Here is a 25,395-nt window from a genome sequence, read left to right as displayed (position 1 = left end):
AAACAACTATCCCAAATTGCGCACCTAGTATAGATCCCAAGGCTTAACATGAAAACCCCAGTAAGACCAAAGGCGCAAAAAAAAAGCTGTGAATGTTCATTCACAGCTTACATTTCATACAACTAGATTAAACATCTAGCAATAAGCGAGTTGGATCTTCAAGCAACTCTTTAATAGTCACTAAGAAACCAACAGATTCTTTACCATCAATGATGCGGTGGTCATAAGAAAGTGCTAAATACATCATAGGAAGTATTTCAACTTTACCATTTACAGCCATAGGACGGTCTTGGATTTTATGCATACCCAAAATCGAAGATTGTGGCAAGTTAATGATAGGTGTAGATAGTAATGAACCAAATACTCCACCGTTAGTAATAGTGAAGTTACCACCGGTCATATCAGCAAGCGTAAGCTTACCATCACGACCTTTAAGTGCTAACTCACGAATACCTTTTTCGATTTCAGCAACAGATAGTTTGTCACAATCTTTAAGTACTGGAGTAACTAGACCACGTGGAGTAGATACTGCAATGCTGATATCAAAATAGTTATGGTAGACAATATCGTCACCATCGATTGATGCGTTAACATCTGGGAAACGCTTAAGTGCTTCAGTTACCGCTTTCACGTAGAAAGACATGAAACCTAAACGAATCCCATGACGCTTTTCAAACACTTCTTGGTACTGCTTACGAAGGCTCATGATTGGTTCCATGTTCACTTCGTTGAATGTTGTTAACATTGCAGTTGAGTTTTTAGCTTCAAGAAGACGTGTTGCAATCGTTTTACGTAAACGGGTCATAGGAACACGTTTTTGAGTACGATCGCCCATCGGTGCTGCTGGAGCAGAAGCTTCTGCTTTTTTAGGCGCTGGCGCTTTTAAGAAAGTATCAACGTCTTCTTTAGTTACACGACCATTTTTACCCGTGCCATTAATCTTAGAAGCGTCTAAGCCTTTCTCTGCGATTAAACGACGAACTGATGGTGTTAACACATCTGAACTTTCGCTTGAATCTGCTGCTGGCGCTGAGTCTGCTTTTGCAGCTGGAGCCGCTGGTGCACCGCCTGCTTTAACCGAACCAATTACTTGCTCGCCTAATACAGTATCGCCTTCGCCGTGAATGATATCACCCATGATGCCATCTTCTTGAGCTACTACTTCAAGAACAACTTTATCTGTTTCAATATCTACCAAGTTTTGGTCGCGTGTTACCGCGTCACCTGGTTGTACATGCCATGTAGCAATTGTTGCGTCTGCAACTGATTCTGGAAGTACAGGTACTTTAATGTCCACTTCTTTACCTTCTGATGCTGGTGCTGATTGCGCCGCTGGCGCGTCTTCTGATTTAGCTGGTGCTGATTCTTCTTTAGTTGAACCTTCACTTGCTGGCGCTGCATCAGCATCACCAAGTAAACCCATAACTTGATCGCCAAGTACGGTTGCACCTTCTTCTTGTGATATTTCTGTAATTACACCGTCGTGCTGTGCAACCACTTCTAAAACCACTTTATCTGTTTCAATGTCTACTAAGTTTTGATCGCGAGTTACTTTGTCGCCAACACTTACATGCCATGTAGCAACGGTAGCATCTGCAACCGACTCAGGAAGAACAGGAACTTTAATTTCTGTGCTCATTGCTTATCCTTTATTTTCTATAGTAAGCGCGTCGGCTACGAGCGCTTGTTGTTCTTTAGTATGTACTGACATGTAACCACACGCTGGCGATGCAGAGGCTTTACGACCTGCATATTTTAATTTAGCACCTTGTGGGATTGCATCAATAAAGTGATGTTGTGAACAGTACCATGCACCTTGGTTTTGTGGCTCTTCTTGACACCAAACAAAATCAGTTACGTGTTGGTAACGCTCTATAATTGTTTGCATTTCATCGTGTGGGAACGGGTATAACTGCTCAACACGTACAATTGCAATATTATCTTGCTCAAGCTTACGACGTTCTTGTAATAGCTCGTAGTAAACTTTACCGCTACAAAATACAACACGCTCTACTTTCTCTGGCTTAATATCATCGATTTCGTCAATCATATTATGGAAAACACCGTGTGAAAGTTCTTCAAGTGATGAAGTAGCAAGCGGATGACGCAGTAGTGACTTAGGCGTCATAACAATCAATGGACGACGAAGTGGTCGAACTGATTGACGACGAAGCATAGCGTAAACTTGCGCTGGCGTTGAAGGAACACACACTTGCATATTGTGATCAGCACATAGTTGTAAGAAACGCTCTAGGCGTGCTGAACTATGCTCTGGACCTTGACCTTCGTAACCATGAGGTAACAATATTGTAAGACCACATAGACGGCCCCATTTTTGCTCACCAGAACTTAAAAATTGGTCAAATACTACTTGAGCGCCATTGGCAAAATCACCAAATTGAGCTTCCCAAAGTAGTAATGAAGTTGGCTCCGCAGTTGCATAACCATATTCAAAGGCAACAACAGCTTCTTCAGAAAGAACAGAGTCAAATATTTGAAAAGTACCTTGGTCTTCACTCAAGTGTTGAAGCGGCGTATAAGTAGCACCGTCTGATTGGCTATGAACTACCGCATGACGGTGGAAAAAAGTACCACGTCCTGAATCCTGACCCGTTAAACGAATATCAGTACCTTCAGTTGCAATTGTTGCATAAGCAAGCGTTTCAGCCATACCCCAATCAAGTGGTTTCTCTCCAGAAGCCATTAGTTTACGGTCGTCATAGATCTTTTTAACGCGTGACTGTGCTTTATACTGCTCTGGGTAAGAAGCTATCTTCTCACCAAGAGCCTTAAGCTCTTCTAAAGGTACGCTAGCATCATACTCAACGTCCCATTCATGACCAACATACTTTGCCCAATCAGAAGAATGTGAAGTCTCTGGCTGTATTTCAGAAACAACACAGTTACCTTCATCTAATGCATCACGATATTCATCAGCGAGCGCTTTAATTTCTTGTTCAGAGAAAGAACCTTCAGCAATAAGTTGATTTGCATAGATTAAACGCGGCACTGGATGTTTTTTGATTTTTTGGTACATAACAGGCTGAGTTGCATTAGGCTCATCAGCTTCATTGTGACCATGGCGACGATAACAAACTAAATCGATTACTACATCACGCTTAAACTGATTTCTAAAATCAAGTGCAATTTGAGTAACAAATGCAACTGCTTCAGGATCATCTGAATTAACATGGAAGATAGGAGACTGAACCATTTTAGCAATGTCAGTACAGTATGGCGTTGAACGAACGTCATCTTGCTTCGAGGTTGTGAAACCTACTTGGTTGTTAACAACAATACGAATGCTACCACCACAACTAAACGCGTTAGTTTGTGACATATTAAACGTTTCTTGTACAACACCTTGACCAGCAATCGCAGAGTCACCATGAATCGTAATTGGTAATGCTTTAATACCAGAGCTGTCACCTAAGCGATCAAGACGAGCACGCACAGAGCCCATAACTACTGGATTAACAATTTCAAGATGTGATGGGTTAAAAGCAAGCGCCATATGTACATTGCCACCTTTGGTAGCAAAATCAGACGAGTAACCCATATGATACTTAACATCACCAGAACTTAATGTTTCTTTATGAATACCAGCAAATTCATCAAATAGCTCTGATGGGTTTTTACCAAGTACGTTCACAAGAACATTTAAACGACCGCGGTGAGCCATACCAATAACAGCTTCTTGTTGGCCGCTTTCACCAGCACGGTGAATAAGCTCTTTAAGCATTGGAACTAACGCATCACCACCTTCAAGTGAAAAACGTTTAGCACCTGGAAACTTTGAGCCTAAATATTTTTCAAGACCATCAGCTGCTGTAAGCCCTTTAAGGATACGAAGCTTTTCATCTTTTGAGAATTTAGGTCTAGACTGGACAGATTCTAGACGTTGTTGTAACCAACGTTTTTCCTCTGTTGATGTGATGTGCATATACTCAGCGCCAACCGAACCACAATAAGTAGTTTTCAGAGCTTGGTATAATTCACCTAAAGGCATAGTATCGCGCCCAACGGCAAACGATCCTACGTTAAACTCGCGGTCAAAATCACTTGAAGATAAGTCGTGGTACTCTAGCTCTAAATCTCGTACACGTTCTCGCTGCCAAATGCCTAATGGATCTAGGTTTGCATTTTGGTGTCCTCGAAAACGGAAAGCATTAATAAGTTGTAGAACTTTAACCTGTTTAAGGTCACCGCCACTACCCTCTGCTACCACTACTTCTCTATGCTTGTTTTTAGCAAGCTGTGCAAACTGTGCTCGAACCTCTGAATGTTTTACTTCAACATCCACACCATCAACTTTAGGTAATTGTTCAAACACTTCTCGCCATTCGTCTGGCACAGAAGTCGCATCGTCTAAATACGCTTCATAAAGCTCTTCTACATAAGCAACGTTGCCGCCGTTTAAATGTGAAGATTCTAGCCATGCCTTCATCACACCTTCGTGCATTTATAAGCCCTTTTTTTTAGCGCAGAAATTAATAGTTATTATAACAAGATGGCTAATATAATTTTAATATTAGCCATCTTACCTTTACTAAGCTATCAAACCGCTCGGTTTAGTAACATAGATTTGATTTGTCCAATTGCTTTGGTCGGATTAAGACCCTTAGGACAAACGCTAACACAGTTCATGATACTGTGACAACGGAACACACTGAACGCATCGTCTAAATCCGCTAAACGTTCTTCAGTTGCTGTATCTCGGCTATCAGCCAAGAAACGGTAAGCATGAAGAAGGCCTGCTGGACCAATGAACTTGTCTGGATTCCACCAGAACGAAGGACACGATGTTGAACAACATGCACACAAAATACACTCATATAACCCGTCTAATTTATCACGTTCTTCAATAGTTTGAAGACGTTCGCCTGCTGCAGGCTGATCATTAATTAAATAAGGTTTAACTTTTTCGTACTGAGTGTAGAACTGACTCATGTCAATAACAAGGTCACGAACCACAGGTAAACCTGGTAGTGGACGTACTACTATTTTACCTTTGCCATTTTTTTGTAGCGTAGATAAAGGAGTAATACATGCTAAACCATTTTTACCATTCATGTTAACACCATCAGATCCACACACACCTTCACGGCATGAACGACGGAAAGATAATGTAGGATCTTGTTCTTTTAGAAGAATAAGTGCATCCAACACCATCATGTCGTGACCTTCCTCTGTTTGCAAGGTGTATTCTTGCATACGAGGAGCGTTGTCAACATCTGGATTATAACGATAAACTGAAAATTGTACTTGTGCCATCGTCTATCTCCTAGTAAACACGTGCTTTAGGTGGGAAAGCTTCACGCGTTTTAGGCGCATAGTTCACGTCACGCTTACTCATTTCATCCGTTACAGGATTGAATACTGAGTGACATAACCAGTTTTCGTCATCACGATCTGGGAAGTCAAAGCGAGAATGTGCACCACGGCTTTCTGTACGGAAGTTTGCAGCTACTGCAGTTGAGTAAGCTGTTTCCATTAAGTTGTCTAGTTCAAGACATTCGATACGCTGCGTGTTGAAGTCTGATGATTTATCATCAAGACGAGCATGTTGCAGACGTTCACGAATTTCTTTAAGTTCTTGAAGACCTGCTGCCATTGAGTCACCCTCACGGAATACCGAGAAGTTAAGCTGCATACATTGTTGTAGGTCTTTTTTGATTTGAACTGGATCTTCACCTTGGCCAGCCGTTGAATTTTCCCAACGATTGTAACGTGCAAGAGACGCTTCTAAATCTGATTCTGAAGCAGCTTTAGATATTTCAACGTCATTCAGGTACTTACCTAAGAAGTTACCCGCAGCACGACCAAACACAACTAAATCTAGTAATGAGTTACCACCTAAGCGGTTTGCACCATGTACAGATACACAGGCAATTTCACCTACTGCAAATAAACCTTGAACTACTGTTTCGTTGCCTTGAGCATCGATTTGTAGCGCTTGTCCATTTACATTCGTAGGAACACCACCCATCATATAATGACAAGTTGGAATTACTGGAATTGGCTCTTTTGCAGGGTCAACGTGAGCGAATGTTTTAGCAAGGTCACATACGCCAGGAAGACGTAAGTTAAGTGTTTCTTCACCTAAGTGGTCAAGTTTTAACTTAAGATGTGGACCCCAAGGACCATCACAGCCACGCCCTTCACGGATCTCAGTCATCATTGAACGTGCAACAACGTCGCGAGACGCTAAGTCTTTTGCGTTTGGAGCGTAACGTTCCATGAAGCGCTCGCCATCTTTATTTAAAAGATAACCGCCTTCACCACGACAACCTTCAGTTACTAGCGTACCAGCACCTGCAATACCCGTTGGGTGGAACTGCCACATTTCCATGTCTTGCATAGAAATACCAGCACGTGTTGCCATACCAACACCGTCACCAGTGTTAATGTGAGCATTAGTGGTTGATGCGAATATACGACCTGCACCACCAGTAGCTAATACAACAGCTTTAGATTTAAAGAAGGTAACTTCACCTGTCTCAATCTCAATTGCAGTACACCCTACTACATCACCATTATCGTTTTTAACTAAATCAAGTGCATACCATTCAGAGAATACATTTGTTTTGTTTTTAACGTTTTGTTGATAAAGAAGGTGTAATAAAGCATGGCCTGTACGGTCAGCAGCTGCTGCAGTACGTGCGGCTTGTTCACCACCAAAGTTTTTCGATTGACCACCGAAAGGACGTTGGTAAACACGGCCATTTTCAAAACGAGAAAATGGTAAACCCATGTTTTCTAATTCAGTAATAGCTTCTGGGCCAGTTTGACACATGTATTCAATAGCGTCTTGGTCACCGATGAAATCGGAACCTTTAACGGTATCGTACATATGCCATTCCCAGTTATCTTCGTGTGAATTACCAAGCGCAACCGTAATACCGCCTTGAGCAGATACAGTGTGTGAGCGCGTTGGAAATACTTTAGATATTAATGCACACGTTTTGCCAGATTCTGTAATTGCTAAAGCAGCGCGCATACCTGCACCACCTGCACCAATTACTACGGCGTCAAATTCACGAACAGAATATTTCACTTAAACACCCCATAATACGATTAGACCAATAGCTACGTAAGCAACGGCCATTAGGTTTAATACAAAACCTAAAACTGCACGAAGCTTTGCGCACTTAACATAGTCTGTAAGAACTTGCCAAAGGCCAATGCGGGTATGAACCATAATGCAAACAAGGGTAATTAACGTAAACCCTTTCATTGCTAGGTTAGAGAAGAGGCCTGTCCAGGCTTCGAAAGTGACTTCTGGCGTCGCTAAAAAATAGCCGATAATAAAAATCGCGTAAGCGCTGATTATTAATGCCGTGGTACGTAAAGATACGAAGTCTTGTACACCATCACGTTTTAGAGTTGCTTGATTTAAAACCATATCCACACCCCTGCCAATACGGCAAACACAACACCAAGAGCCATTGAAACTTTAGCGCTGAGGTTACCTGATTCAAGTTCTTCCCAATGTCCCATATCCATAATCATATGACGGATACCACCAATAAGGTGATAACCTAATACAGAAACAGTGCCCCAAGCTATAAATTTGGCAATGAATCCGTTAAACAGACCCTTGACGAATTCAAAACTTTCAGCTGAAGAGAGAGACTCAGACCAAGCCCAAATGACAAACGTTAAAGCAAAAAATAATGCAACACCGGTGACGCGGTGAAAAATTGAAGCTTTAGCCGTTGCCGGCATAGATATAGTTGTTAGATCTAGATTTACAGGTCTTTGCTTTTTCACAGTTACTTGCCCATCTTGCTCACAGTGGAGCTCATCTACTTGTTTTTCTAAAAACCCACCAAATATTACTGATGGAACTATCAAAATAAACGTACCAAAACAATTAAAGTTCACAAACCTGTAAATTTTAAGCTGTTAAGAATATGTTTACCCAAATACAATACGGTTTAAAACCACCGTTAGTATATATACCCACAGGGCTTTTTACAATTCTTGTTTATTTAGAGATGTTTGCGAATTAGCCAATAGTATTATATTTAATTAATACCGAATATTTATTATACATATATGCATAATGTTTATAAAAATTGACTTTAACCCCCTCTTTCACGTTAAAATGAAAAGATGTGCTTAAAACAGATTTCAGAACTTTAAAATCTAAAAATCAGAATAGATATCTTAATAGGAGATACATAACGATGGCAGATAAAAAAGCCACAGTCCAAATTGATGGACTAGATCCAATCGAACTTCCAATTTATCAAGGCACTGCTGGCCAAGATGTAATCGACGTACGTACGTTAGGTTCACACGGTCACTTTACTTATGACCCAGGTTTCATGTCGACTGGTTCTTGTGAATCTGCAATCACCTATATCGATGGTGGTAAAGGTGTATTACTTCACCGCGGTTACCCAATTGAGCAATTAGCTGAAGACTCAAATTACATTGAACTTTGTTACTTACTTTTAAATGGTGAGTTACCTTCTAAAGAACAATATGAAGTTTTTAAGAATGAAATCACTACAAGCACTATGCTTGACGAGAAGATTGCTAACTTTTTCCAAGGTTTCCGCTTTGACGCTCACCCAATGGCAATGCTTTGTGGTGTAGTGGGTGCATTATCATCTTTCTATCATGAAGACCTTGATATTACTGATGCTGAACAACGTAAAACAAGCGCAATTAAGCTTGTTGCTAAGTTACCAACAATCGCGGCAATGGCTTATAAAACAAATATCGGCCAACCGTTTGTATACCCACGTAACGATTTAAGCTACGCAGAAAACTTCTTACACATGATGTTCTCTGTACCTGCTGAAGAATATAAAGTTAATCCTGTTACTGCTAAGGCAATGGATAAAATCTTTATGCTTCATGCAGATCATGAACAAAATGCATCAACTTCAACAGTTCGTCTTGCTGGTTCATCTGGTGCTAACCCGTATGCATGTATTGCAGCTGGTATTGCATCTTTATGGGGCCCTGCTCACGGCGGCGCTAATGAAGCATGTTTAAACATGTTAGAAGAGATTGGCTCTGTTGACCGTATTGATGAATACGTAGCTAAAGCTAAAGATAAAGCTGACCCTTTCCGCCTTATGGGCTTTGGACACCGTGTTTACAAAAACTTTGACCCACGCGCTACAGTAATGCGTCAAACGTGTCACGAAGTTTTAGCTGAGCTGAATATCCAAGATCCACTTCTTGATATTGCTATGAAGCTTGAGCAAATTGCGCTTGAAGACCCATACTTTGTAGAGAAAAAACTATACCCTAATGTAGATTTCTACTCTGGTATTATCTTAAAAGCGATTGGTATTCCAACAAGCATGTTCACTGTAATCTTTGCAATGGCACGTACTGTTGGTTGGATCACTCACTGGGATGAGATGCTATCTCAACCTGGTCATAAGATCAGCCGCCCTCGTCAACTTTATACTGGTTACACTCAACGTGACTACGTATCAACTGACAAGCGTTAATTAACGTTGGTTAGTTTAAAAAGGCCGCATTTTGCGGCCTTTTTTATTAACAACACTTGAGAATTATCATAAACCGATTACAATTCCTGCCTTAAAAACACTATGTAGATGAGCCATGCTTGCTTTAAAGTTTGATATAAATAAAATTAGAAACGACTTCCCAACATTAAATCAAACAATAAACGGCTGCCCGCTTGTTTATTTAGACTCAGCAGCAACCTCACAAAAGCCTCAATCAGTTATAGATACAATTACTGAATTCTATACGTTTCAAAACGCTAATGTACACCGTGGACGCCATACACTTAGCGAGCAAGCAACTTATGCATATGAACAAGTACGGGATAAAACTGCAGAGTATTTCAATGTATTTAGTAAAGAGATTGTATGGACTAAAGGCGCTACAGAAGCCATTAACTTGGTCGCTAACGGATTAAAAAAGCGCTTAAATGAAAGTCATACCATAATGATATCTCCGCTTGAGCATCATGCAAACATAGTGCCTTGGCAAATAGTGAGTCAACAAACGGGTGCTAAATTAATAGCGCTTCCACTAAATAAAAATGGCACGCTGAACACCAAAGAATGCTGTGAATTTATAAAAGAAACAAAACCTACCCTATTAGCTATTACACAAGCATCTAACACACTGGGTAATATCACCGATTTAAAACCACTTATTAGAGCTGCAAAAGACGTCAATTCTCTTGTTCTAGTGGATGGTGCACAGGGTGCACTGCATTTAAAACCCAATTTACGTGAATTAAACTGTGACTTTTATGTCTGCTCAAGCCATAAAATGCTCGGTCCAACAGGATTAGGTGTACTTTATGGTCGATATGAGCAATTGAATACCCTTGAGATTTACCAATCAGGTGGGGAAATGATCGATAAAGTGTACTTAACTCACAGTACTTATCGTCCTGCGCCTGCAAAATTTGAAACTGGAACACCAAATATCTCTGGAGTTTTAGGCTTTGGTGCCGCATTAGACTATTTAAATGAATTAGATCACGCAAAAATCCAGCAATATGAGCAAAAATTGTTTAGTTATGCAGCTCAAAAATTGGTAAAGGTTGATGGCATTACAATATATAGCAACCTATCTGACAATATTGGTACACTCTGCTTCAACTTAAATGATGAACATCCTTATGATTTGGCAACTTTACTTGACGGTTACGGGGTTGCAGTAAGGAGTGGACACCATTGTACACAGCCATTAATGACACATTTAGGGCTTAATGGAACGCTAAGAGCGAGCTTTTGTTTTTATAATACCTATGAAGATGTAGATATATTCATTGATTCACTTAAAAAATGTATCGCTTTACTGGACTAAACGTCACTTTAATAGAATTAATTAGGATAACTCATGACAAATACGTTTAACAAAGTCACAGAATCTATAAAAAATGCGCCCGCTTGGCAGCAAAAATATCGTGAGATAATGCTTTTAGGAAAAACTTTACCTGTTTTAGCTGATGTTTTGAAGACTGATGATGCACTTGTACCAGGCTGTGAAAGCAAAGTATGGATGTTTGTTGAATTTGATTTAACAGAAAATACACTTGTTGTAATTGGTGACTCAGATACACGTATAGTAAAAGGATTATTAGCCATTATTTTAGCGCTTTACAATGGCCTCACACCAGAGCAAGTAGTGAATAAAAATGCGTATGAAGAATTTGAAAAGCTCGGCCTTATAAGCCACTTAAGCGCATCACGTGGTAATGGTATTAAAGCCATGGTTGATAAAATACAAACCATGGCACAACAAAAGCTTAGTTAGCAAAAACTAAGCTTGCGAGCGTTGTTTTTTATCTAGATATTTACGCACCGCTTTTGCCGCAACAAAAAAGCCAAAGCTTCCTGTGATCATAGTCACAGATCCAAAACCATTATTACAATCCATATTCATCGAGCCATCAGCACTTTGCTTTGCATGACATACGCTGCCATCGCTTCCTGGGTAAACCAATTGCTCTGTTGAGTAAACACAATCAATATTAAATTTACGTTTAGGATTATTACTAAAATTATATTGCTTACGCAAAATATAACGTACTTTTGCAAGCAATGGGTCTTGCGTAGTTTTGGCTACATCACCAAACGTTATTTGGCTAGGATCTGTTTGCCCGCCAGCACCACCAGTTGTAATTATAGGTAGTTTATTACGTTTACAGTGAGCAATTAACGCTGCTTTTTCTTTAACTGCATCAATACAATCAATTACATAATCAAAACCTTGAATATGCTCTTGAATATTATCAAGCGTAATAAAGTCATCTATTACATTAATTTGGCACTCTGGATTAATAAGCTCGCAGCGCGCTTTCATTGCATCTACTTTAGCTTGACCAATAGTGCCCGTTAACGCATGAATTTGTCTATTGACGTTAGTTGCGCAAATATCATCCAAATCAATCAATGTTATTTTACCAACACCAGTACGTGCAAGTGCTTCTGCTGTCCAGCTCCCTACACCACCAATCCCTACTACACAAAAATGTGCTTCTTGAAGCCAATCAAACTGTTGATGACCATATAAACGTTTAATACCACCAAAACGTATATCTGTAACTTTTTCGCTCATTTACCAATCCAGTTGCCATGGCGATTGCCATGCTTGAAAATCTTGATGTTTAATTAACGCCAAATACTCATCACCATTATCGGGTAATAAAGTTAGCTGTATTTGTTCACCTAGCCATAAAAAGCTCAATGCATATGCATGTAAATAGGTACGATTTGATGGCGTGCCTGAATACATTGCATCGCCTAAAATAGCAGAGCCAATACTTTTTAGTGCCACTCTTAATTGATGCGTCTTTCCTGAATAAGGCTTTAAAATATACCCTCTAAATCCCGGCTTATAACTTAGCGAATAAAATCGGGTGATTGCAGGGTTAAGCTTACTCGTTAGTAACTTAAACGAGCCACGGCGAGATTTAGCCATATCGCCTTTAATCCAACCTTGCTTCTTTTTTGGTTTAGCGTCACTAATCGCTAAATAAAATTTAGCAATCGCATGCTCAGTAAACATAACAGTAAAGCTGGCCGCAGCGGCTTTGTTTCGCGCTAAAATAATCAGCCCTGATGTCACTTTATCTAAACGATGAACGGCATAAAGCTTTTGCGCTAATTGTTGTTCGGCTAACACAACAAAGCCGGGGCCCTCTTCCGAATGAAAATTAAGACCCGCTGGCTTTTCTAAAATATAAAAATCGTTATGTGTAAAAACGATTTTTAATATTTTACTTACTTGTTCACTCACGCGCTTGTACTTTTAATATGCCCTATCACTTTCGCTAAGTCATCGGGCGTATCGACACCTGCATGAGGGGCTATTTGAGCTTGTTCTATTTTGATTTTATAACCATGATACAACACACGTAACTGCTCAAGCGATTCAAGTAGCTCAAGTGGCGATACGCTCAATTCTATATATTGTTTAATAAAACCCGCTCTGTACGCATAAATACCTACGTGGCGCTGAAATGGCGCTAAATTAAGAGCACTGCTGTCATTCATCATTGTGCTTCTATCAAACGGAATACTTGCACGAGAAAAATACAGCGCATTTTTATTTATATCGCTAACCACTTTAACGGCATTAGGATTAAATACTTCATCACGCTCTTCAATAGCAACACTTAACGTTGCCATTGGTGCTGTTGAATCACTTAATAGTGCAGCAACTTGAGATACGTTTTCTGGCGCAAGTAAGGGCTCATCGCCTTGTACATTAACCACAATTGTATTGCTGTCGAGATCAAGTAAATCAACTACTTCGGCTAAACGCTCAGTACCCGATTGGTGATCTTCGCGAGTCATTACAACATCACTAGTAAATAAACTTACTGCATCAAACACTTTTTGATGATCGGTTGCTATAACCACTTTACTTGCACCTGATAAACATGCTTTTTCGTAAACATGTTGAACCATTGGCTTACCGCAAATATCAGCAAGCGGCTTACCAGGTAGTCGGGTTGATGCAAAACGTGCAGGAATTACAACTACGAATTCCACTTTTCAACCTCTTCTAAAGATAACTCACGTGCTTCGTTTTCAAGCAATACTGGAATATCATCTTGAACGGGGTAAGCAAGCTTAGCTGCAGTACTAATTAGTTCGTTGTTTTCTCTATCAAAGCGTAATTTACCCTTACAAACTGGGCAGGCAATTATCTCGAGTAATTTTGTATCAAAGGCCATTGAGTATTCCTTTTTCTTTTAATAATGAATTTAATGTGTTTATTACGCTATCGGAAGGCTCTGCATCTACAGGTAAATAATACCAATTAGGTTTTGCAAAGGACTTACATTTAACCGCGTCTTTTTCGGTCATTATAATGCAATCATCACCAAACTGAATAAAATCATCTGCTGTATAAGCATAATGATCTCTAAAGTGATGAGTCGACAATAGCTTAATATTTTGTGCTTCTAATGAGTTTTCAAACCGTTTAGGGTTCCCAATTGCACTTATTGCATGCGCCTCGCTTACGTTACTTTTTGCATCATCACTTGAATTAACTAAGCGAAGGTTACTTACTTGCAGCACGTAGCTATTATTAGCCTCACCGCCATTTTCAATTACTATATCAACACTTTGTAAGCGTTTAGTTGTTTCGCGTAGTGGCCCTGCGGGCATAACAAAACCATTACCAAAGCGGCGTTCACTATCAACAATACAACACTCAATGCTACGAGGCATTTTATAATGCTGCATCCCATCATCAGAAATAATGACATCTAGCGTATAATTTTTTTCTAATAAATCGATATTGTGTTGTCTATTAGGGCCAACTGCTATTGGGCACTTTAAACGATGGTATAAAAGTACAGGCTCATCTCCAGCCTGTTGGGCGTCAACAACTGAAGTGACTAACAGCGGGTAATTATCTGATTGCCCACCATAACCTCTACTAATAATACCCACTGATAAACCTTGCTGTGTTAAATGACTATACAGCCACAAAACAAAAGGCGTTTTACCATTACCGCCAACGCTTATATTGCCAACTACAATTACAGGCGTTTTGCACTCAAAAGATTTAAGTATTTTAGCGCTGTATAAGTATTTTCGAAATGACGATACAACCCAAAACAAAGCACTTAATGGTAATAACAGTAAAGTAATTAGACCAAATGGTTTATACCAGCTTTGCTCTATTTTGCTCACGCCTGATCACCAAACTGCATTTTGCAAAGTGCTGAATAAGTACCGTCATTTGCTAATAAGCTACTATGATCGCCACTTTCTATCACACGACCGTTATCAATAACATAAATTCTGTCACTGTTTTCAATAGTAGATAAGCGATGTGCTATAACAATAGAGGTTTTATCTTTCATTAGCGTTTCTAACGCTTGCTGAATAAGCTTTTCTGATTCGGTATCAAGTGCTGATGTTGCCTCATCTAAAATCAAAATAGGTGCATCTTTTAATATTGCACGCGCTATCGCTATTCGCTGGCGTTGGCCACCGGAGAGCATTACCCCATTTTCGCCTACCATGGTGTTTAATTGCTCAGGCAGGTCTTTAACAAATTCCCACACGTGCGCTTGTTTGGCAACTTGCTCTAACTCTGCAACAGACACATCGTGCTTTATGCCATAACAAATATTATTGGCAATCGTATCGTTAAATAACACAACTTGCTGAGACACTAAAGCAAATTGGCGACGCAGATCAGTTAATTTATAGTCCTGCAGTGCTATGCCATCAAGTAAAATTTCACTCGGTAGTTCTAAATCATAATAGCGGGGTAACAAGTTAGAAATTGTTGACTTACCAGAGCCTGAGCGCCCTACTAAGGCAATACTTTCACCCGCCTCAATCGTTAGCGACAAATCGTTTAATACGGCTTCATCTTTAGTTGGGTACTTAAAGGTTACGTTCTTAACTTCAATTAAACCTTTAACTTTATCAACCGAAACAGTGCCTGTATCTTTTTCCATTTCTTCGTCTAAAACTAAAAATATACTTTGCGCTGCAGAGATACCACGTTGCATATCACTATTCACATTGGCAAGTTGTTTTAGCGGACGTAATAACATCATCATTGAGGCAATTAATGCCATGAAGTCACCAGATGTAATCGTATCAATCATTGATGGCAACGACACCGCCCACAAAATAACTGCCATGGCACTTGCCGCTAAAATTTGAATTATAGACACACTAAGCGCTTTAGTTGCATCCATTTTAATACGCTGTTGGCGATTATGATTGTTGATTTTTGAAAAGTGATTTATTTCTTGTTCTTGCCCGCCAAAGCCATGAATGACTTTATGTCCACTGAGCATTTGTTCTGAACTACGGGTAACTTGCCCCATGGCCGATTGAATATTTTTAGAAATGTGGCGAAAACGTTTAGAAACGACAGCGACAATAATAGCAACAAGTGGGATGATCACTAAAAATATCAGTGATAATTTCCAGCTGGTATAAAACATAACTGCAAGTAAAAATACAACAAATGCCCCTTCACGTACAACTATTAGCAAGGCTTTAGTAATCGCTTGTTGAACTTGTTCTGTATCAAATGTGATTTTTGAAATTAAATCCCCCGTTGAGTTTTTGTCATGAAAAGAAACGGGTAAGTGCAATATGTGCTCAAATAACTCTTGGCGTAAAGAGCGTACAACTTGGGAGCCTACATAACTTAAGCAGTAAGAAGACATAAAGTTAAAAACACCACGCCCTAGAACTAACGCGATAACGACAAAAGGAGCGTACTTTAAAACTTCTGTATTACGCTGGTTCAAACCTTGATCAATAAACGGCTTCATTAATTGAATAAATAAAGCATCCATTGCTGAATAGCCTATCATCCCAATAATTGCGACAAATGCGACGCTTTTGTAGGTGCCAACATACGAGACAAGACGTTTATAAATTTGTGTAGTACTTTGATCCATAACACTCTCTAAATACAGTAACAATCTGTATTGTATCCTCCGATGAGATAAAACTAAACGTCAATCTTTGATAAACCAGTAACTTTCCTGCCTTCTTGCTGTTTCTATAGCCAAATTCTTTGCATAAAATTTAATACTAATTTGCCCTTCAACGCCTGTCGTAAATTGCTGAGCGTTTATTTGGTTATAACGTTCGACGACAAGAGGCTTGGGGAATTCCCATTGCCCTTTATAGGCACTTGAATGAATAACTACTTGGGGAGCAACGTTATTTATAAAATTAACACTTGATGATGTATCGCTGCCATGATGCGGGCTTAACATTACTGTACTTTTCAACGATTTATTATCCGCTAATAGCGATGCTTCACGCGCCTTTGATATATCACCGGTAAGTAACACGCTATGAGTATTATCTGATACCCTAACAACGCATGAATCATCATTTTCATTTCCAAACCCTTTTGTACTAAAGCTTTGTACTTTTAATCCAGCAAAATCAATGTTTATGACTTCACATACATTATGTGTATTTTTAGGATGAAATTGTTGTAATGTTTCACCAAAGCCAGCATCTATGAAATGCTGTAATCCCCCAGCGTGATCATTATCTTCATGACTTAGAATCGCCGTTTTCACTGTTAAATTATTTGCTTTAATATAAGGCAATAAAATACTTCGCGTACGGCTAAAGCGATTGAAATAACTGGGGCCAAAATCATAAATAAGCACTTGTTTATCTTTTTCAATTAATGCCATAAGCCCATGCCCTACATCAAATACATGTAGTTGCCACTTAGACTTTTCTGTTAGCCAATAATTTAATAAAAGCGTTATTGCTGGAATAAAAGCGAGCCATTTATAAGGAAGAAAATAAACCATCAACATAATAATATAAGTAAAAACGACAAATATTGAGTCAATTCTGCCAGTCGTTATCCATCTTAACGATTCTGGTATTTCATAAAGTAATTGAAATAATGCGTATAAACCAGTATCGAACAAATTTATTAAAATACTTATATCTAAAAAGATACTCAGTAATGTAAAAACAATTAAAAAAGGTAAGATAATGATTGAAAGCAGCGGTATAGCAATTAAGTTTATTATCAAACCTGCAATACTTACCCCATTAAAAAAATAGAGTGAAAGTGGCAATAAACCAATAAATAACGCTATTTGAATAACAAACAGTGAAATAACTTTATTTTTTATCCGTGTATTTAATATTGGTAATTTATTAATAACAGTAAAAATTATAGCTACCGCTAAAAATGAAAAATAGAGTCCTGGGTTGAGTAAATTAAATGGGTTAACAATAAGAACAATAACTAAGGCAAATAAAATACTACGCCAACGCAATGGCTGCTTAGCTAGGAAATAAAGTAAAAGATAACATCCGAGCATAATAAGCGCTCGCGTTGCCGATACTATAAATTCACTTAAGTATACATAAACAAGGGCAGCTAGAAATCCGAATAGACTGTAATAAAGAGTAAGGTTAGATGATTGCTCAATTGATAAATTAATTTTTGAAAATATGAATCGAGTAACAAGATAACCGAAGCTAAAAATCAAACCAATATGTAACCCCGATATAGCAAGTAAATGACTTAACCCAAGAGATTGCATTAATTGTTTATCAGCGTAGCTCATCAACGATTTTTCACCGCTCAGCAATGCATAATAGAGCCACTGTAATTTTGTATCCGTATAAGTGTTTTTAAGGAAGTGTTGATAATCTAAAATTATGCTTTGTTTGTCGCTATTTATAATATTAAGATTTTTATTAAGCACTTTACCTTTAAATAATATTCTATTTATAAAAGCATAACGTTCATTATCAAATACATTAAAATTTTTATTACTACGAAAATGTTTTAAATGAATTAAAGCAGAAAATTCATCACCTACTATTAAAGGCTGTGCAGAATTAACACTGAGCATTGCTTTGGGTGCTCTAAAATCCAAAAAATTACTCCCTTCTAATGCCACTATTTTAACTTTAATATATTGAGGTTTTTTGTCAGAAATAACCTCTTCAACAATTAATGTAGAATCAAGTGCATACTTTTCATCCGGTTTTGGTATTTCAAAACTATAAAAAACGTAATAATGCATACCAACGAAGCAAATTGCACAAATAAAGCCTAACAATACGGTTAAAAACGGCTTAAAATAAGCGCTCACTATAACAATGAAAATTGTGAATACTGTAAATTCGAGAGTTTGATAATAAAATACGGTTGCTATACAGCCAATTACAAACCCAAGACTTATCCACACTGATGTAAATGGTTGCTTTAAATGGCTAAAAAAACGATCCAAAGATTTTTACCTGATCCAAATAAAATTAGACATCATAAATCACTAAGGATATTTGGACGCCTTTTACAAGATGCAAATCTTTGGCATTTAAATAGACGTTCTGCTCGGGGTGCATTTGCAGTCGGGTTATTTTTTGCTTTCATCCCTGTTCCTTTTCAAATGGTTTTAGCAGCAGCCGGCGCTATATTATTTAGGGTTAATTTACCTATCTCAGTTGCATTAGTATGGCTTACAAACCCTCTGACTATGCCACCTATTTTTTATGGCTCATACTTAGTCGGGACATTAATACTTAATCAGCCGGAGCAACACTTTGTATTTGAAGCTAGTTGGTCTTGGTTTCTAGAGAGCATAGAAACTATTGGTCCTGCTTTTTTACTCGGTTCATTAGTATGTGCTTCTATTGCATCAATTATCGGCTATTTTGGTATTGATATTATTTGGCGCCGTTCTGTTAAGAAGGCATGGTTATCGCGAAATAATTAGTAGCGTTAAAGCTAAATAATAATTATAAGATTCACGGCAATCCTAATCTTATAAAATATTATAGACGAAAAAAAACCAACTTTATTAAGTTGGTTTTTTATAATCAATATTAGTAAACTTTAAAAGCGAAATATACGTCTTAAGCCAACTAATGGTAATAGCAATAATGTATACCAAGGGAAGCTAGCAGAGTTACGCTCATAGACTTCAGCCTCTGGTGGAGCACAGTTTTCTACTTCACCATTTGCGATTGGCGTTAGTTTAACTGCAACTGCAATGCTCTCATATTCAATTTCACCATTTACATCAGTTACTACACCACCTAAAGAATCTAGCTTTTCAACTGTCTTGGTCGCAGTACCAAATATTTCATTATTTTCGTTAATAGATGTGGCTTCGGCCATTGTATAAGCGTAATTAGTTTCGCCATCGGTATCAAAACAAGGCAGTAAATCGTTTAAATTAGTGATTTTATCTTCACCAATTTTATAAATAAATGCTTCTTTACGACGTGTATTATCGGAAACCCCCACTTCACCTTCACCAACAATATAACCTTGATTATTTATATCGTTACCGTAAGAGCTTGAACTTGAAAAGTAGTCGGTTGGAAAAACGGTATTACCGGTTGCTATATCATGATAGAAAAGTTTATTACGTAGAGTGCCTTCAATACGCTTAGTCGCATAACCTGTAATTACATCATTATCATTAATTGCAATTGATTTACCAGCCTGCCAATCATCTTCTTGATCAATAAAATCAGTAACTGCACCGTCTTTAAAATAAACTGGCATTGTAAGGATCGTATCGTCATTTTTGTAATAACGCGTATTCGATGAACCTACAATTATACCGTTACTATTTACTGCTAAAGCAGTACTTGTAAAAGCGTCATCTTCAGTCTCACCTTCATCAGGTGTAAGCGCTAAACCAAGCTCTTTAACAGAAATAACATTCAGTGATTCGTCAAGCTCCCATTTAACAGCACGTTTATTAAATAAACCTCGTGAAATATTAGTATTTAATAAATTAATACACACTGATGCCGGTTCACCTTCATTATCACAGTTATCATCAATATTATCTTGTCTGTCGTCAGGGATACTTGTAGACATATTACCTACAACAGTATATCCACTGTTTGTTTTAACAATATCGTTAGCACGACTTGTGCCGCCGTATTCATTAAACTCTGGTTCTAATGGAACTTTGATCATGCCATCAGCGCTTATTACAATCCCACGCTCTATAAATTCATGAGTAAACCATGTTTCTGCTTCATCATCACCATCGGGTGTAAAAGACACTTTATCGTATGGAGCGCTACCCCAACCAACCGTAACGCCGTCTTCACTTACAGCATTAAAAAGGTTAGTCGTAGAACGTGTTAACCCATCATAATCAACAGATTCAACATCAAATAATGGTTGCTCTGTAACTTGTGTGTCATTGTACTTTATGCCAACTAATGAGCTTAATTTCTGATATTCAAAATTTGTAGAAATTGAAGATAAAAAACTAACCATGAAAGTATGCGCATCAGCATTAGTGAGTACAGCATCATTATTTTCAATGTCATCAAGTGTAAAGGTAATTTCTTTATCACTTAATTCAAATGCAGCTTCTGTATTGTCGTAGTTATTTTCAATAATATTTTCTGTGAAATCAATATAGCTGATATCAATAGGTAAATTGTATAAACCATTTGCAAAACCAATAATATGCCCGCTTTCGCTTACATCTGTTACATAAGAGTATTTAGCGTCTTCAAGAGTCCCTAATTCACTTAACTGGTACGTTGCACTTGTTGCTGTAGTGCTTAATGTCGCTAAAATACTGGCAGCGAGTAATTTATATTTCATTTTAGTCCTTACTACTGATTCTGTAATTCTTCAAGTTCTTCCCAGCGCTCAAGCGCAGCTTCAAGGTCAGACTCAAGTTGTGCCAAATGGTTCAATGCTTTAGTTGTTACATCACTCTCTTGTTTAAAAAAGTCTGAGTCACTAACTACAGCTTGTTGAGCTTCAATTTCAGCTTCTAGTTTTTCCATTTTATTCGGTAGTTGCTCTAATTCAAGTTTTAATTTGTAAGAGAGTTTATTAGTCTTAGCTGCTGGCTTGGCAACTGGAGCGACCACTTTTTCAACTTTTTTTACTGGTTGTTGCTGAGTTTTTTTTTCTTGTTCAGCTAAGTAGTTAACGTAAGCCTCATAGTCGCTATAACCACCTACAATATCTGTAACTTTACCGTTACCTTCAAACGCCCATACACTTGAACATGTATTATCAATAAATTCACGGTCATGGCTTACAATCAGCACTGTACCTTGGTATTGATTAATGATGTCCTCTAGTAACTCTAACGTTTCAATGTCTAAGTCATTTGTTGGCTCATCGAGAACAAGTATATTAGACGGTTTTAAAAACAATTTAGCTAATAGTAATCTGTTTTTTTCACCACCAGAGAGTGCTTTAACAGGGGTTCGAGCACGTGCTGGCGGGAATAAAAAGTCTTGCAAATAACCTAAAACATGACGTGAGCGGCCGCCCATCATCACTTCTTGTTTACCTTCGGCGACGTTATCTTGAACTGTTGCTTCTTCATCAAGCTTTTCACGATATTGGTCAAAGTAAGCAAATTCTAAATTAACACCTTGCTTAGTTATACCGCTATCTGGTTCTAAATCACCAAACATTAGCTTTAATAGTGTTGTTTTACCAATACCATTTGGGCCTACTAAGCCGATTCTATCACCACGCATTACAAGTGTAGAAAAATCATCAGCAATAACTTTGTCTTTAAATGCATGACAAAGATGTTGAGCTTCAAATACTAACTTGCCAGAGCGGTCTGCTGTTTCAATATTGAAATCAGTTTTACCAACTTGGTCAACACGTTGTTTGCGCTCGGTACGAAGCTGCTTTAACTCACGAACTCTACCTTCGTTACGCGTTCTACGTGCTTTAACACCTTGTCGAATCCACGTTTCTTCTTCGGCTAAGCGTTTATCAAACAATGCATTTTGAGCTTCTTCAACTTTCAGATCATGCGCTTTTTGTTCTAAATAAGTAGCGTAATCGCCTGGGTACGAAATAAGCTTACCACGGTCTAAATCTAAAATACGCGTAGCAACAGCACGAATAAACGCACGGTCATGCGATATAAATACAATACCGCCTTTAAATTCTTTTAAAAACTGTTCAAGCCACATTACACTTGCCATGTCTAAATGGTTTGTTGGCTCATCTAGTAATAATAAATCAGGCTCACTTACAAGTGCACGTGCAAGTGCTACTTTACGTAACCAACCACCAGAAAGAGACTCAAGTTTAGCTTCTGGGGTTAGTTCTAATTGTGTCAAAACTAATTGAATGCGGCTATCAAAGCGCCAGCCATCAGCTGCTTCTAGTTGATTTGATAAACGTTCAAGTTTATTTAATAACTTATCGTTACACTCTGTTTGAAGCTCGTTACTAACATGATGAAAATCAATTAGTAAGTTTGCAATCTCAGGCATACCTTGTGCAACGTAATCAAATACGGTGCCGCTTGCACCTTTTGGTGGATCTTGCTCTAAGCGAGAAATTCGAATGCCACCTAGCTGATTTATTTCGCCATCATCTAAAACAACTTGTCCATCAAGTACTTTTAATAAAGTTGATTTACCTGCGCCATTTCTACCAACAACACACACTCTTTCGCCACTTTCTATAACGGCATCTGCTTTGTTAAGCAAAGCATGTGTACCAAAAGCAAGTTGTGCTTTTAAAATTCTAATTAAATCCATAGTTCTTATTTGCTCTTATTCTGCTTGTGCTAAAAATTCGCGCACAGAGTTTAAAGTAAAAGGCCAAAATAATTGCTCGCCTTTTTCACTTTTTAATACAGGAATAGTAATTTGATACTCAGCTATAAGCTGCTCATCAGTCATAATATCGATTAGTAATAACTCGCTAGTATCACAAAGTACCTCAGTGATAAGTTGCTCAGCTTGCTCGCACAAGTGGCAACCATCAGTGTGGTATAAAACCCAATTAGCCATGTGTGATTAGCCAGCTATTATGGATTTTTTTATTACGTTTAAAGTCTGGTGATAACGTTTTATCTGAAATATTAACGGCTTTTAAACCTAAACCAATCAGACCAACTTCATCTATAACAAAGCCACGTTTGTTATTAGAGAAAATCAACGTACCCGATGGGCTTAAAATCTTTTTTACCCACGTTAATAATTTAATATGATCGCTCTGAACATCAAATGCATCTTTCATTCGTTTTGAGTTTGAAAACGTTGGAGGATCTAAAAATATCAAATCGTATTGCGCTGTTGCGTGCTCTAACCATTTTAAACAATCTGCTTGTTCAAAGCGGTATCGTGTATTACTAATACCATTTAAATCAAAGTTATCTTGGCCCCATTTTAAGTAGGTCTTTGATAAATCAACTGTAGTAATGGCTTTAGCACCACCAAGAGCAGCATGTACAGAAGCTGTACCTGTGTATGCAAAAAGGTTTAAGAAACGTTTATCTTTAGCATTTTCTTGAATGTAGCGGCGCATTAAACGGTGATCTAAAAACAAGCCCGTATCTAAGTAGTCAAATAAGTTAACTTTGAACTTAGCACCAAACTCTTCAACAACCATAGTCCGGTTTTGTTTGGCCATCGCTGTATATTGATCTTCGCCCTTTTGCTTTTTACGTACTTTTACAGCAATGTTTTCAGGTGAAATCTCAAGCTGTTGAGCCGTTAAACTTATTACGTCTTGCAGGCGTTTTTCTGATGTTTTTTCATCAATTTCTTTAGGCGCTGCATATTCAAAAATTACAGCAGAGTCGCCATAAATATCTACAGCAACATTGTATTCAGGGATATCCGCTTCATAGACGCGATAAGCATCTATTTTATTTTGTTTAAGCCAGTTTTTTAAGCCTTGCTTATTTTTTTTCAATCTATTTGCAAATGACGTTGACCCTTCAAAATTGAGTGCTTTTTTGTCATCTGTGGTCAAACTTACTTGCTTATCATCTAATTGATATAAGTTAAGTTCTACATCAAGCGGGCCATTTTTAAATTTATAACGCTTAAGGCGCACAAGTTTTAAAAGTTTAAATAGGCTCTCGTCCATACCAAGTAAGGCAAGTTTCCAGTGATTGAAGTGTTTTTTAAAGCCAACGCCTAAATTACGGTGTAAATCAACAAGCTCAGCCATAGAGCCAATACGCTCACCATAAGGTAAGTTTGAAATTACAACACCCGGTAATTTTGCAACAGCTGTAAGTTTAGTTGCATCACTTTGCTTAAACTTAATAACGTCGTCAAGCTCTGCTCGTTTAGCATTATCAATTGCTTTACTTAATACTTGCTCATCGTAATCGTGGCCAATTAACCACAATTTAGGATCAGTAATATTAGCGAGTAACTCTTCTTTAAGCTCTTTAAACTTAGCGGCTCTAAAACTGGGTAAACGCTCAAAAGCAAAACCTTCACGGAATAATCCTGGCGCTTCATTTCGCGCCATACCGGCAGCTTCTATCAAAATAGTACCCGCACCACAACATGGATCAAATAAAGGCTGTTTTACATTTTCAAGCCAGCCACTTCGCTTAATTAATGCAGCAGCTAAGTGCTCTTTAATTGGCGCTTTACCTTGGCCTTGACGGTAACCACGTTCTGACAAACGAGGACCTGAATAGTCAATATACATCGATACGCCGTAACGATTTAATCGTGCAACTACGCGCACGTTAGCATCTTGCTTATCAACGTTAGGACGTTGCTCGTATAAATCATTAAAATAGTCAACAATTGCATCTTTGATTACAAGACCCGAAAATTGCGTGTTTTTTAATGAGTCATTGGTACCGTTGAAGTCGACAGCGAATGTTTGCGTAGGTCCAAACCATTCTTGCCAAGGTTGCGAGCGCGCAAAATTATACAGGCTATTTTTGTCATCTACGCCTTCTTTTTCTTCAATAAGCATAAGCACACGCGTTGCAAAACGAGTTGATAAACAAACCTTTTGCGCAAGTAATGAGTCAGCCTCAAAACGAACAGAACCAACAGTTTGCTTAGACACGGTTGCGCCAAGTTCTGTTAGTTCATCAACCAATAAATTTTCGATTCCGATAGAAGTAAGTGCGATAAATTGCAAAGTAATAACCCTTAA

General features: G+C 38.3%; 21 protein-coding genes. 4 read left to right on the top strand and 17 right to left on the bottom strand.

What is annotated here, in order from left to right; all coding sequences use genetic code 11:
• Positions 1-127: 127 nt before the first annotated feature.
• From odhB to sdhC, 6 genes are all read right to left on the bottom strand, one after another.
• Positions 128-1,639 (bottom strand): 2-oxoglutarate dehydrogenase complex dihydrolipoyllysine-residue succinyltransferase, encoded by a 1,512-nt coding sequence (gene odhB / locus QL998_RS02295; RefSeq protein ID WP_182194872.1) that lies wholly within the window; start codon positions 1,637-1,639, stop codon positions 128-130.
• Between the two features lie 3 nt (positions 1,640-1,642).
• Positions 1,643-4,462 (bottom strand): 2-oxoglutarate dehydrogenase E1 component, encoded by a 2,820-nt coding sequence (gene sucA, locus QL998_RS02290; protein WP_024604821.1) that lies wholly within the window; start codon positions 4,460-4,462, stop codon positions 1,643-1,645.
• A gap of 95 nt (positions 4,463-4,557) precedes the next feature.
• Positions 4,558-5,274, bottom strand: a complete 717-nt coding sequence (locus QL998_RS02285) for a succinate dehydrogenase iron-sulfur subunit (protein ID WP_007375751.1) — start codon at positions 5,272-5,274, stop codon at positions 4,558-4,560.
• 10 nt (positions 5,275-5,284) lie between these two features.
• Entirely contained in the window at positions 5,285-7,057 is a 1,773-nt protein-coding gene (gene sdhA / locus QL998_RS02280) for a succinate dehydrogenase flavoprotein subunit (RefSeq protein ID WP_024594659.1), read from the bottom strand.
• Positions 7,058-7,405, bottom strand: a complete 348-nt coding sequence (sdhD, locus tag QL998_RS02275; protein WP_007586873.1) for a succinate dehydrogenase, hydrophobic membrane anchor protein — start codon at positions 7,403-7,405, stop codon at positions 7,058-7,060. It abuts the gene before it with no gap.
• Entirely contained in the window at positions 7,396-7,773 is a 378-nt protein-coding gene (sdhC, locus tag QL998_RS02270) for a succinate dehydrogenase, cytochrome b556 subunit (protein WP_076914908.1), read from the bottom strand. The genes sdhD and sdhC overlap by 10 nt, the downstream gene beginning before the upstream one ends.
• Before the next feature lie 419 nt (positions 7,774-8,192).
• Here sdhC and QL998_RS02265 point away from each other — a divergent pair, with 419 nt between their 5' ends.
• The 3 genes from QL998_RS02265 to QL998_RS02255 all read left to right on the top strand — a co-directional run bounded on the left by QL998_RS02265 (position 8,193) and on the right by QL998_RS02255 (position 11,271).
• On the top strand, positions 8,193-9,479 hold the full coding sequence (locus QL998_RS02265) for a citrate synthase (protein WP_024594661.1): 1,287 nt from the start codon (positions 8,193-8,195) through the stop codon (positions 9,477-9,479).
• Between the two features lie 115 nt (positions 9,480-9,594).
• Complete coding sequence (locus QL998_RS02260; protein WP_182194869.1) at positions 9,595-10,821, top strand: SufS family cysteine desulfurase; 1,227 nt, start codon at positions 9,595-9,597, stop codon at positions 10,819-10,821.
• A gap of 33 nt (positions 10,822-10,854) precedes the next feature.
• On the top strand, positions 10,855-11,271 hold the full coding sequence (locus tag QL998_RS02255; RefSeq protein ID WP_007586879.1) for a SufE family protein: 417 nt from the start codon (positions 10,855-10,857) through the stop codon (positions 11,269-11,271).
• 6 nt (positions 11,272-11,277) lie between these two features.
• Here QL998_RS02255 and tcdA read toward each other — a convergent pair whose 3' ends face one another.
• From tcdA to QL998_RS02220, 7 genes are read right to left on the bottom strand one after another with little or no spacing between them, the layout of a single operon-like run.
• Positions 11,278-12,075: a tRNA cyclic N6-threonylcarbamoyladenosine(37) synthase TcdA gene (gene tcdA, locus QL998_RS02250; RefSeq protein WP_024603405.1), complete on the bottom strand. Its 798-nt coding sequence runs from the start codon at positions 12,073-12,075 to the stop codon at positions 11,278-11,280.
• Positions 12,076-12,756: a TIGR01621 family pseudouridine synthase gene (locus QL998_RS02245; RefSeq protein WP_024604817.1), complete on the bottom strand. Its 681-nt coding sequence runs from the start codon at positions 12,754-12,756 to the stop codon at positions 12,076-12,078.
• Positions 12,753-13,514 carry a 3-deoxy-manno-octulosonate cytidylyltransferase gene (kdsB, locus tag QL998_RS02240; protein ID WP_024594728.1) on the bottom strand — a complete coding sequence of 254 codons (762 nt, stop codon included), beginning with the start codon at positions 13,512-13,514 and terminating at the stop codon, positions 12,753-12,755. Before kdsB ends, QL998_RS02245 begins: the two co-directional genes overlap by 4 nt.
• Positions 13,502-13,699, bottom strand: a complete 198-nt coding sequence (locus tag QL998_RS02235) for a Trm112 family protein (protein WP_002961789.1) — start codon at positions 13,697-13,699, stop codon at positions 13,502-13,504. The genes kdsB and QL998_RS02235 overlap by 13 nt, the downstream gene beginning before the upstream one ends.
• Positions 13,689-14,669 (bottom strand): tetraacyldisaccharide 4'-kinase, encoded by a 981-nt coding sequence (gene lpxK, locus QL998_RS02230; RefSeq protein WP_024594729.1) that lies wholly within the window; start codon positions 14,667-14,669, stop codon positions 13,689-13,691. The genes QL998_RS02235 and lpxK overlap by 11 nt, the downstream gene beginning before the upstream one ends.
• Positions 14,666-16,411, bottom strand: a complete 1,746-nt coding sequence (msbA, locus tag QL998_RS02225) for a lipid A export permease/ATP-binding protein MsbA (RefSeq protein WP_290192072.1) — start codon at positions 16,409-16,411, stop codon at positions 14,666-14,668. Before msbA ends, lpxK begins: the two co-directional genes overlap by 4 nt.
• Positions 16,412-16,471: 60 nt before the next feature.
• Entirely contained in the window at positions 16,472-18,739 is a 2,268-nt protein-coding gene (locus tag QL998_RS02220; protein ID WP_024604815.1) for a DNA internalization-related competence protein ComEC/Rec2, read from the bottom strand.
• On the opposite strand from QL998_RS02220, the gene QL998_RS02215 reads away from it, so the two are divergent.
• Complete coding sequence (locus tag QL998_RS02215; RefSeq protein WP_007586895.1) at positions 18,719-19,225, top strand: DUF2062 domain-containing protein; 507 nt, start codon at positions 18,719-18,721, stop codon at positions 19,223-19,225. The two genes, QL998_RS02220 and QL998_RS02215, sit on opposite strands and share 21 nt — an antisense overlap.
• 119 nt (positions 19,226-19,344) lie before the next feature.
• Here QL998_RS02215 and QL998_RS02210 read toward each other — a convergent pair whose 3' ends face one another.
• The 4 genes from QL998_RS02210 to rlmKL are packed head-to-tail and all read right to left on the bottom strand — an operon-like array spanning position 19,345 to position 25,380.
• On the bottom strand, positions 19,345-21,090 hold the full coding sequence (locus tag QL998_RS02210) for a DUF3466 family protein (protein WP_182194864.1): 1,746 nt from the start codon (positions 21,088-21,090) through the stop codon (positions 19,345-19,347).
• 11 nt (positions 21,091-21,101) lie between these two features.
• Entirely contained in the window at positions 21,102-23,015 is a 1,914-nt protein-coding gene (locus QL998_RS02205) for an ABC transporter ATP-binding protein (protein ID WP_024599586.1), read from the bottom strand.
• Positions 23,016-23,030: 15 nt separating this feature from the next.
• Positions 23,031-23,270 (bottom strand): glutaredoxin family protein, encoded by a 240-nt coding sequence (locus QL998_RS02200; protein WP_024599587.1) that lies wholly within the window; start codon positions 23,268-23,270, stop codon positions 23,031-23,033.
• Positions 23,263-25,380 carry a bifunctional 23S rRNA (guanine(2069)-N(7))-methyltransferase RlmK/23S rRNA (guanine(2445)-N(2))-methyltransferase RlmL gene (gene rlmKL, locus QL998_RS02195; protein ID WP_182194860.1) on the bottom strand — a complete coding sequence of 706 codons (2,118 nt, stop codon included), beginning with the start codon at positions 25,378-25,380 and terminating at the stop codon, positions 23,263-23,265. The genes QL998_RS02200 and rlmKL overlap by 8 nt, the downstream gene beginning before the upstream one ends.
• Positions 25,381-25,395 lie beyond the last annotated feature (15 nt).

Origin of the sequence: Pseudoalteromonas sp. APC 3691 (assembly GCF_030408135.1) — a bacterium.
Lineage (GTDB): Bacteria > Pseudomonadota > Gammaproteobacteria > Enterobacterales > Alteromonadaceae > Pseudoalteromonas.
Note: the sequence above shows the minus strand (reverse complement) of the source record. Positions and strands in the feature narration are given on the sequence as shown.

Bases quoted from the DNA above. Each gene is read 5' to 3' on its own strand.
- sucA (WP_024604821.1), bottom strand. From the start codon at position 4,462: ATGCACGAAGGTGTGATGAAGGCATGGCTAGAATCTTCACATTTAAAC.
- msbA (WP_290192072.1), bottom strand. From the start codon at position 16,411: ATGGATCAAAGTACTACACAAATTTATAAACGTCTTGTCTCGTATGTT.
- QL998_RS02205 (WP_024599586.1), bottom strand. From the start codon at position 23,015: ATGGATTTAATTAGAATTTTAAAAGCACAACTTGCTTTTGGTACACAT.
- QL998_RS02285 (WP_007375751.1), bottom strand. From the start codon at position 5,274: ATGGCACAAGTACAATTTTCAGTTTATCGTTATAATCCAGATGTTGAC.
- QL998_RS02200 (WP_024599587.1), bottom strand. From the start codon at position 23,270: ATGGCTAATTGGGTTTTATACCACACTGATGGTTGCCACTTGTGCGAG.
- QL998_RS02260 (WP_182194869.1), top strand. From the start codon at position 9,595: ATGCTTGCTTTAAAGTTTGATATAAATAAAATTAGAAACGACTTCCCA.
- sdhD (WP_007586873.1), bottom strand. From the start codon at position 7,405: ATGGTTTTAAATCAAGCAACTCTAAAACGTGATGGTGTACAAGACTTC.
- QL998_RS02255 (WP_007586879.1), top strand. From the start codon at position 10,855: ATGACAAATACGTTTAACAAAGTCACAGAATCTATAAAAAATGCGCCC.
- tcdA (WP_024603405.1), bottom strand. From the start codon at position 12,075: ATGAGCGAAAAAGTTACAGATATACGTTTTGGTGGTATTAAACGTTTA.
- QL998_RS02235 (WP_002961789.1), bottom strand. From the start codon at position 13,699: ATGGCCTTTGATACAAAATTACTCGAGATAATTGCCTGCCCAGTTTGT.
- QL998_RS02210 (WP_182194864.1), bottom strand. From the start codon at position 21,090: ATGAAATATAAATTACTCGCTGCCAGTATTTTAGCGACATTAAGCACT.
- QL998_RS02265 (WP_024594661.1), top strand. From the start codon at position 8,193: ATGGCAGATAAAAAAGCCACAGTCCAAATTGATGGACTAGATCCAATC.
- QL998_RS02215 (WP_007586895.1), top strand. From the start codon at position 18,719: ATGGCTAAAAAAACGATCCAAAGATTTTTACCTGATCCAAATAAAATT.
- odhB (WP_182194872.1), bottom strand. From the start codon at position 1,639: ATGAGCACAGAAATTAAAGTTCCTGTTCTTCCTGAGTCGGTTGCAGAT.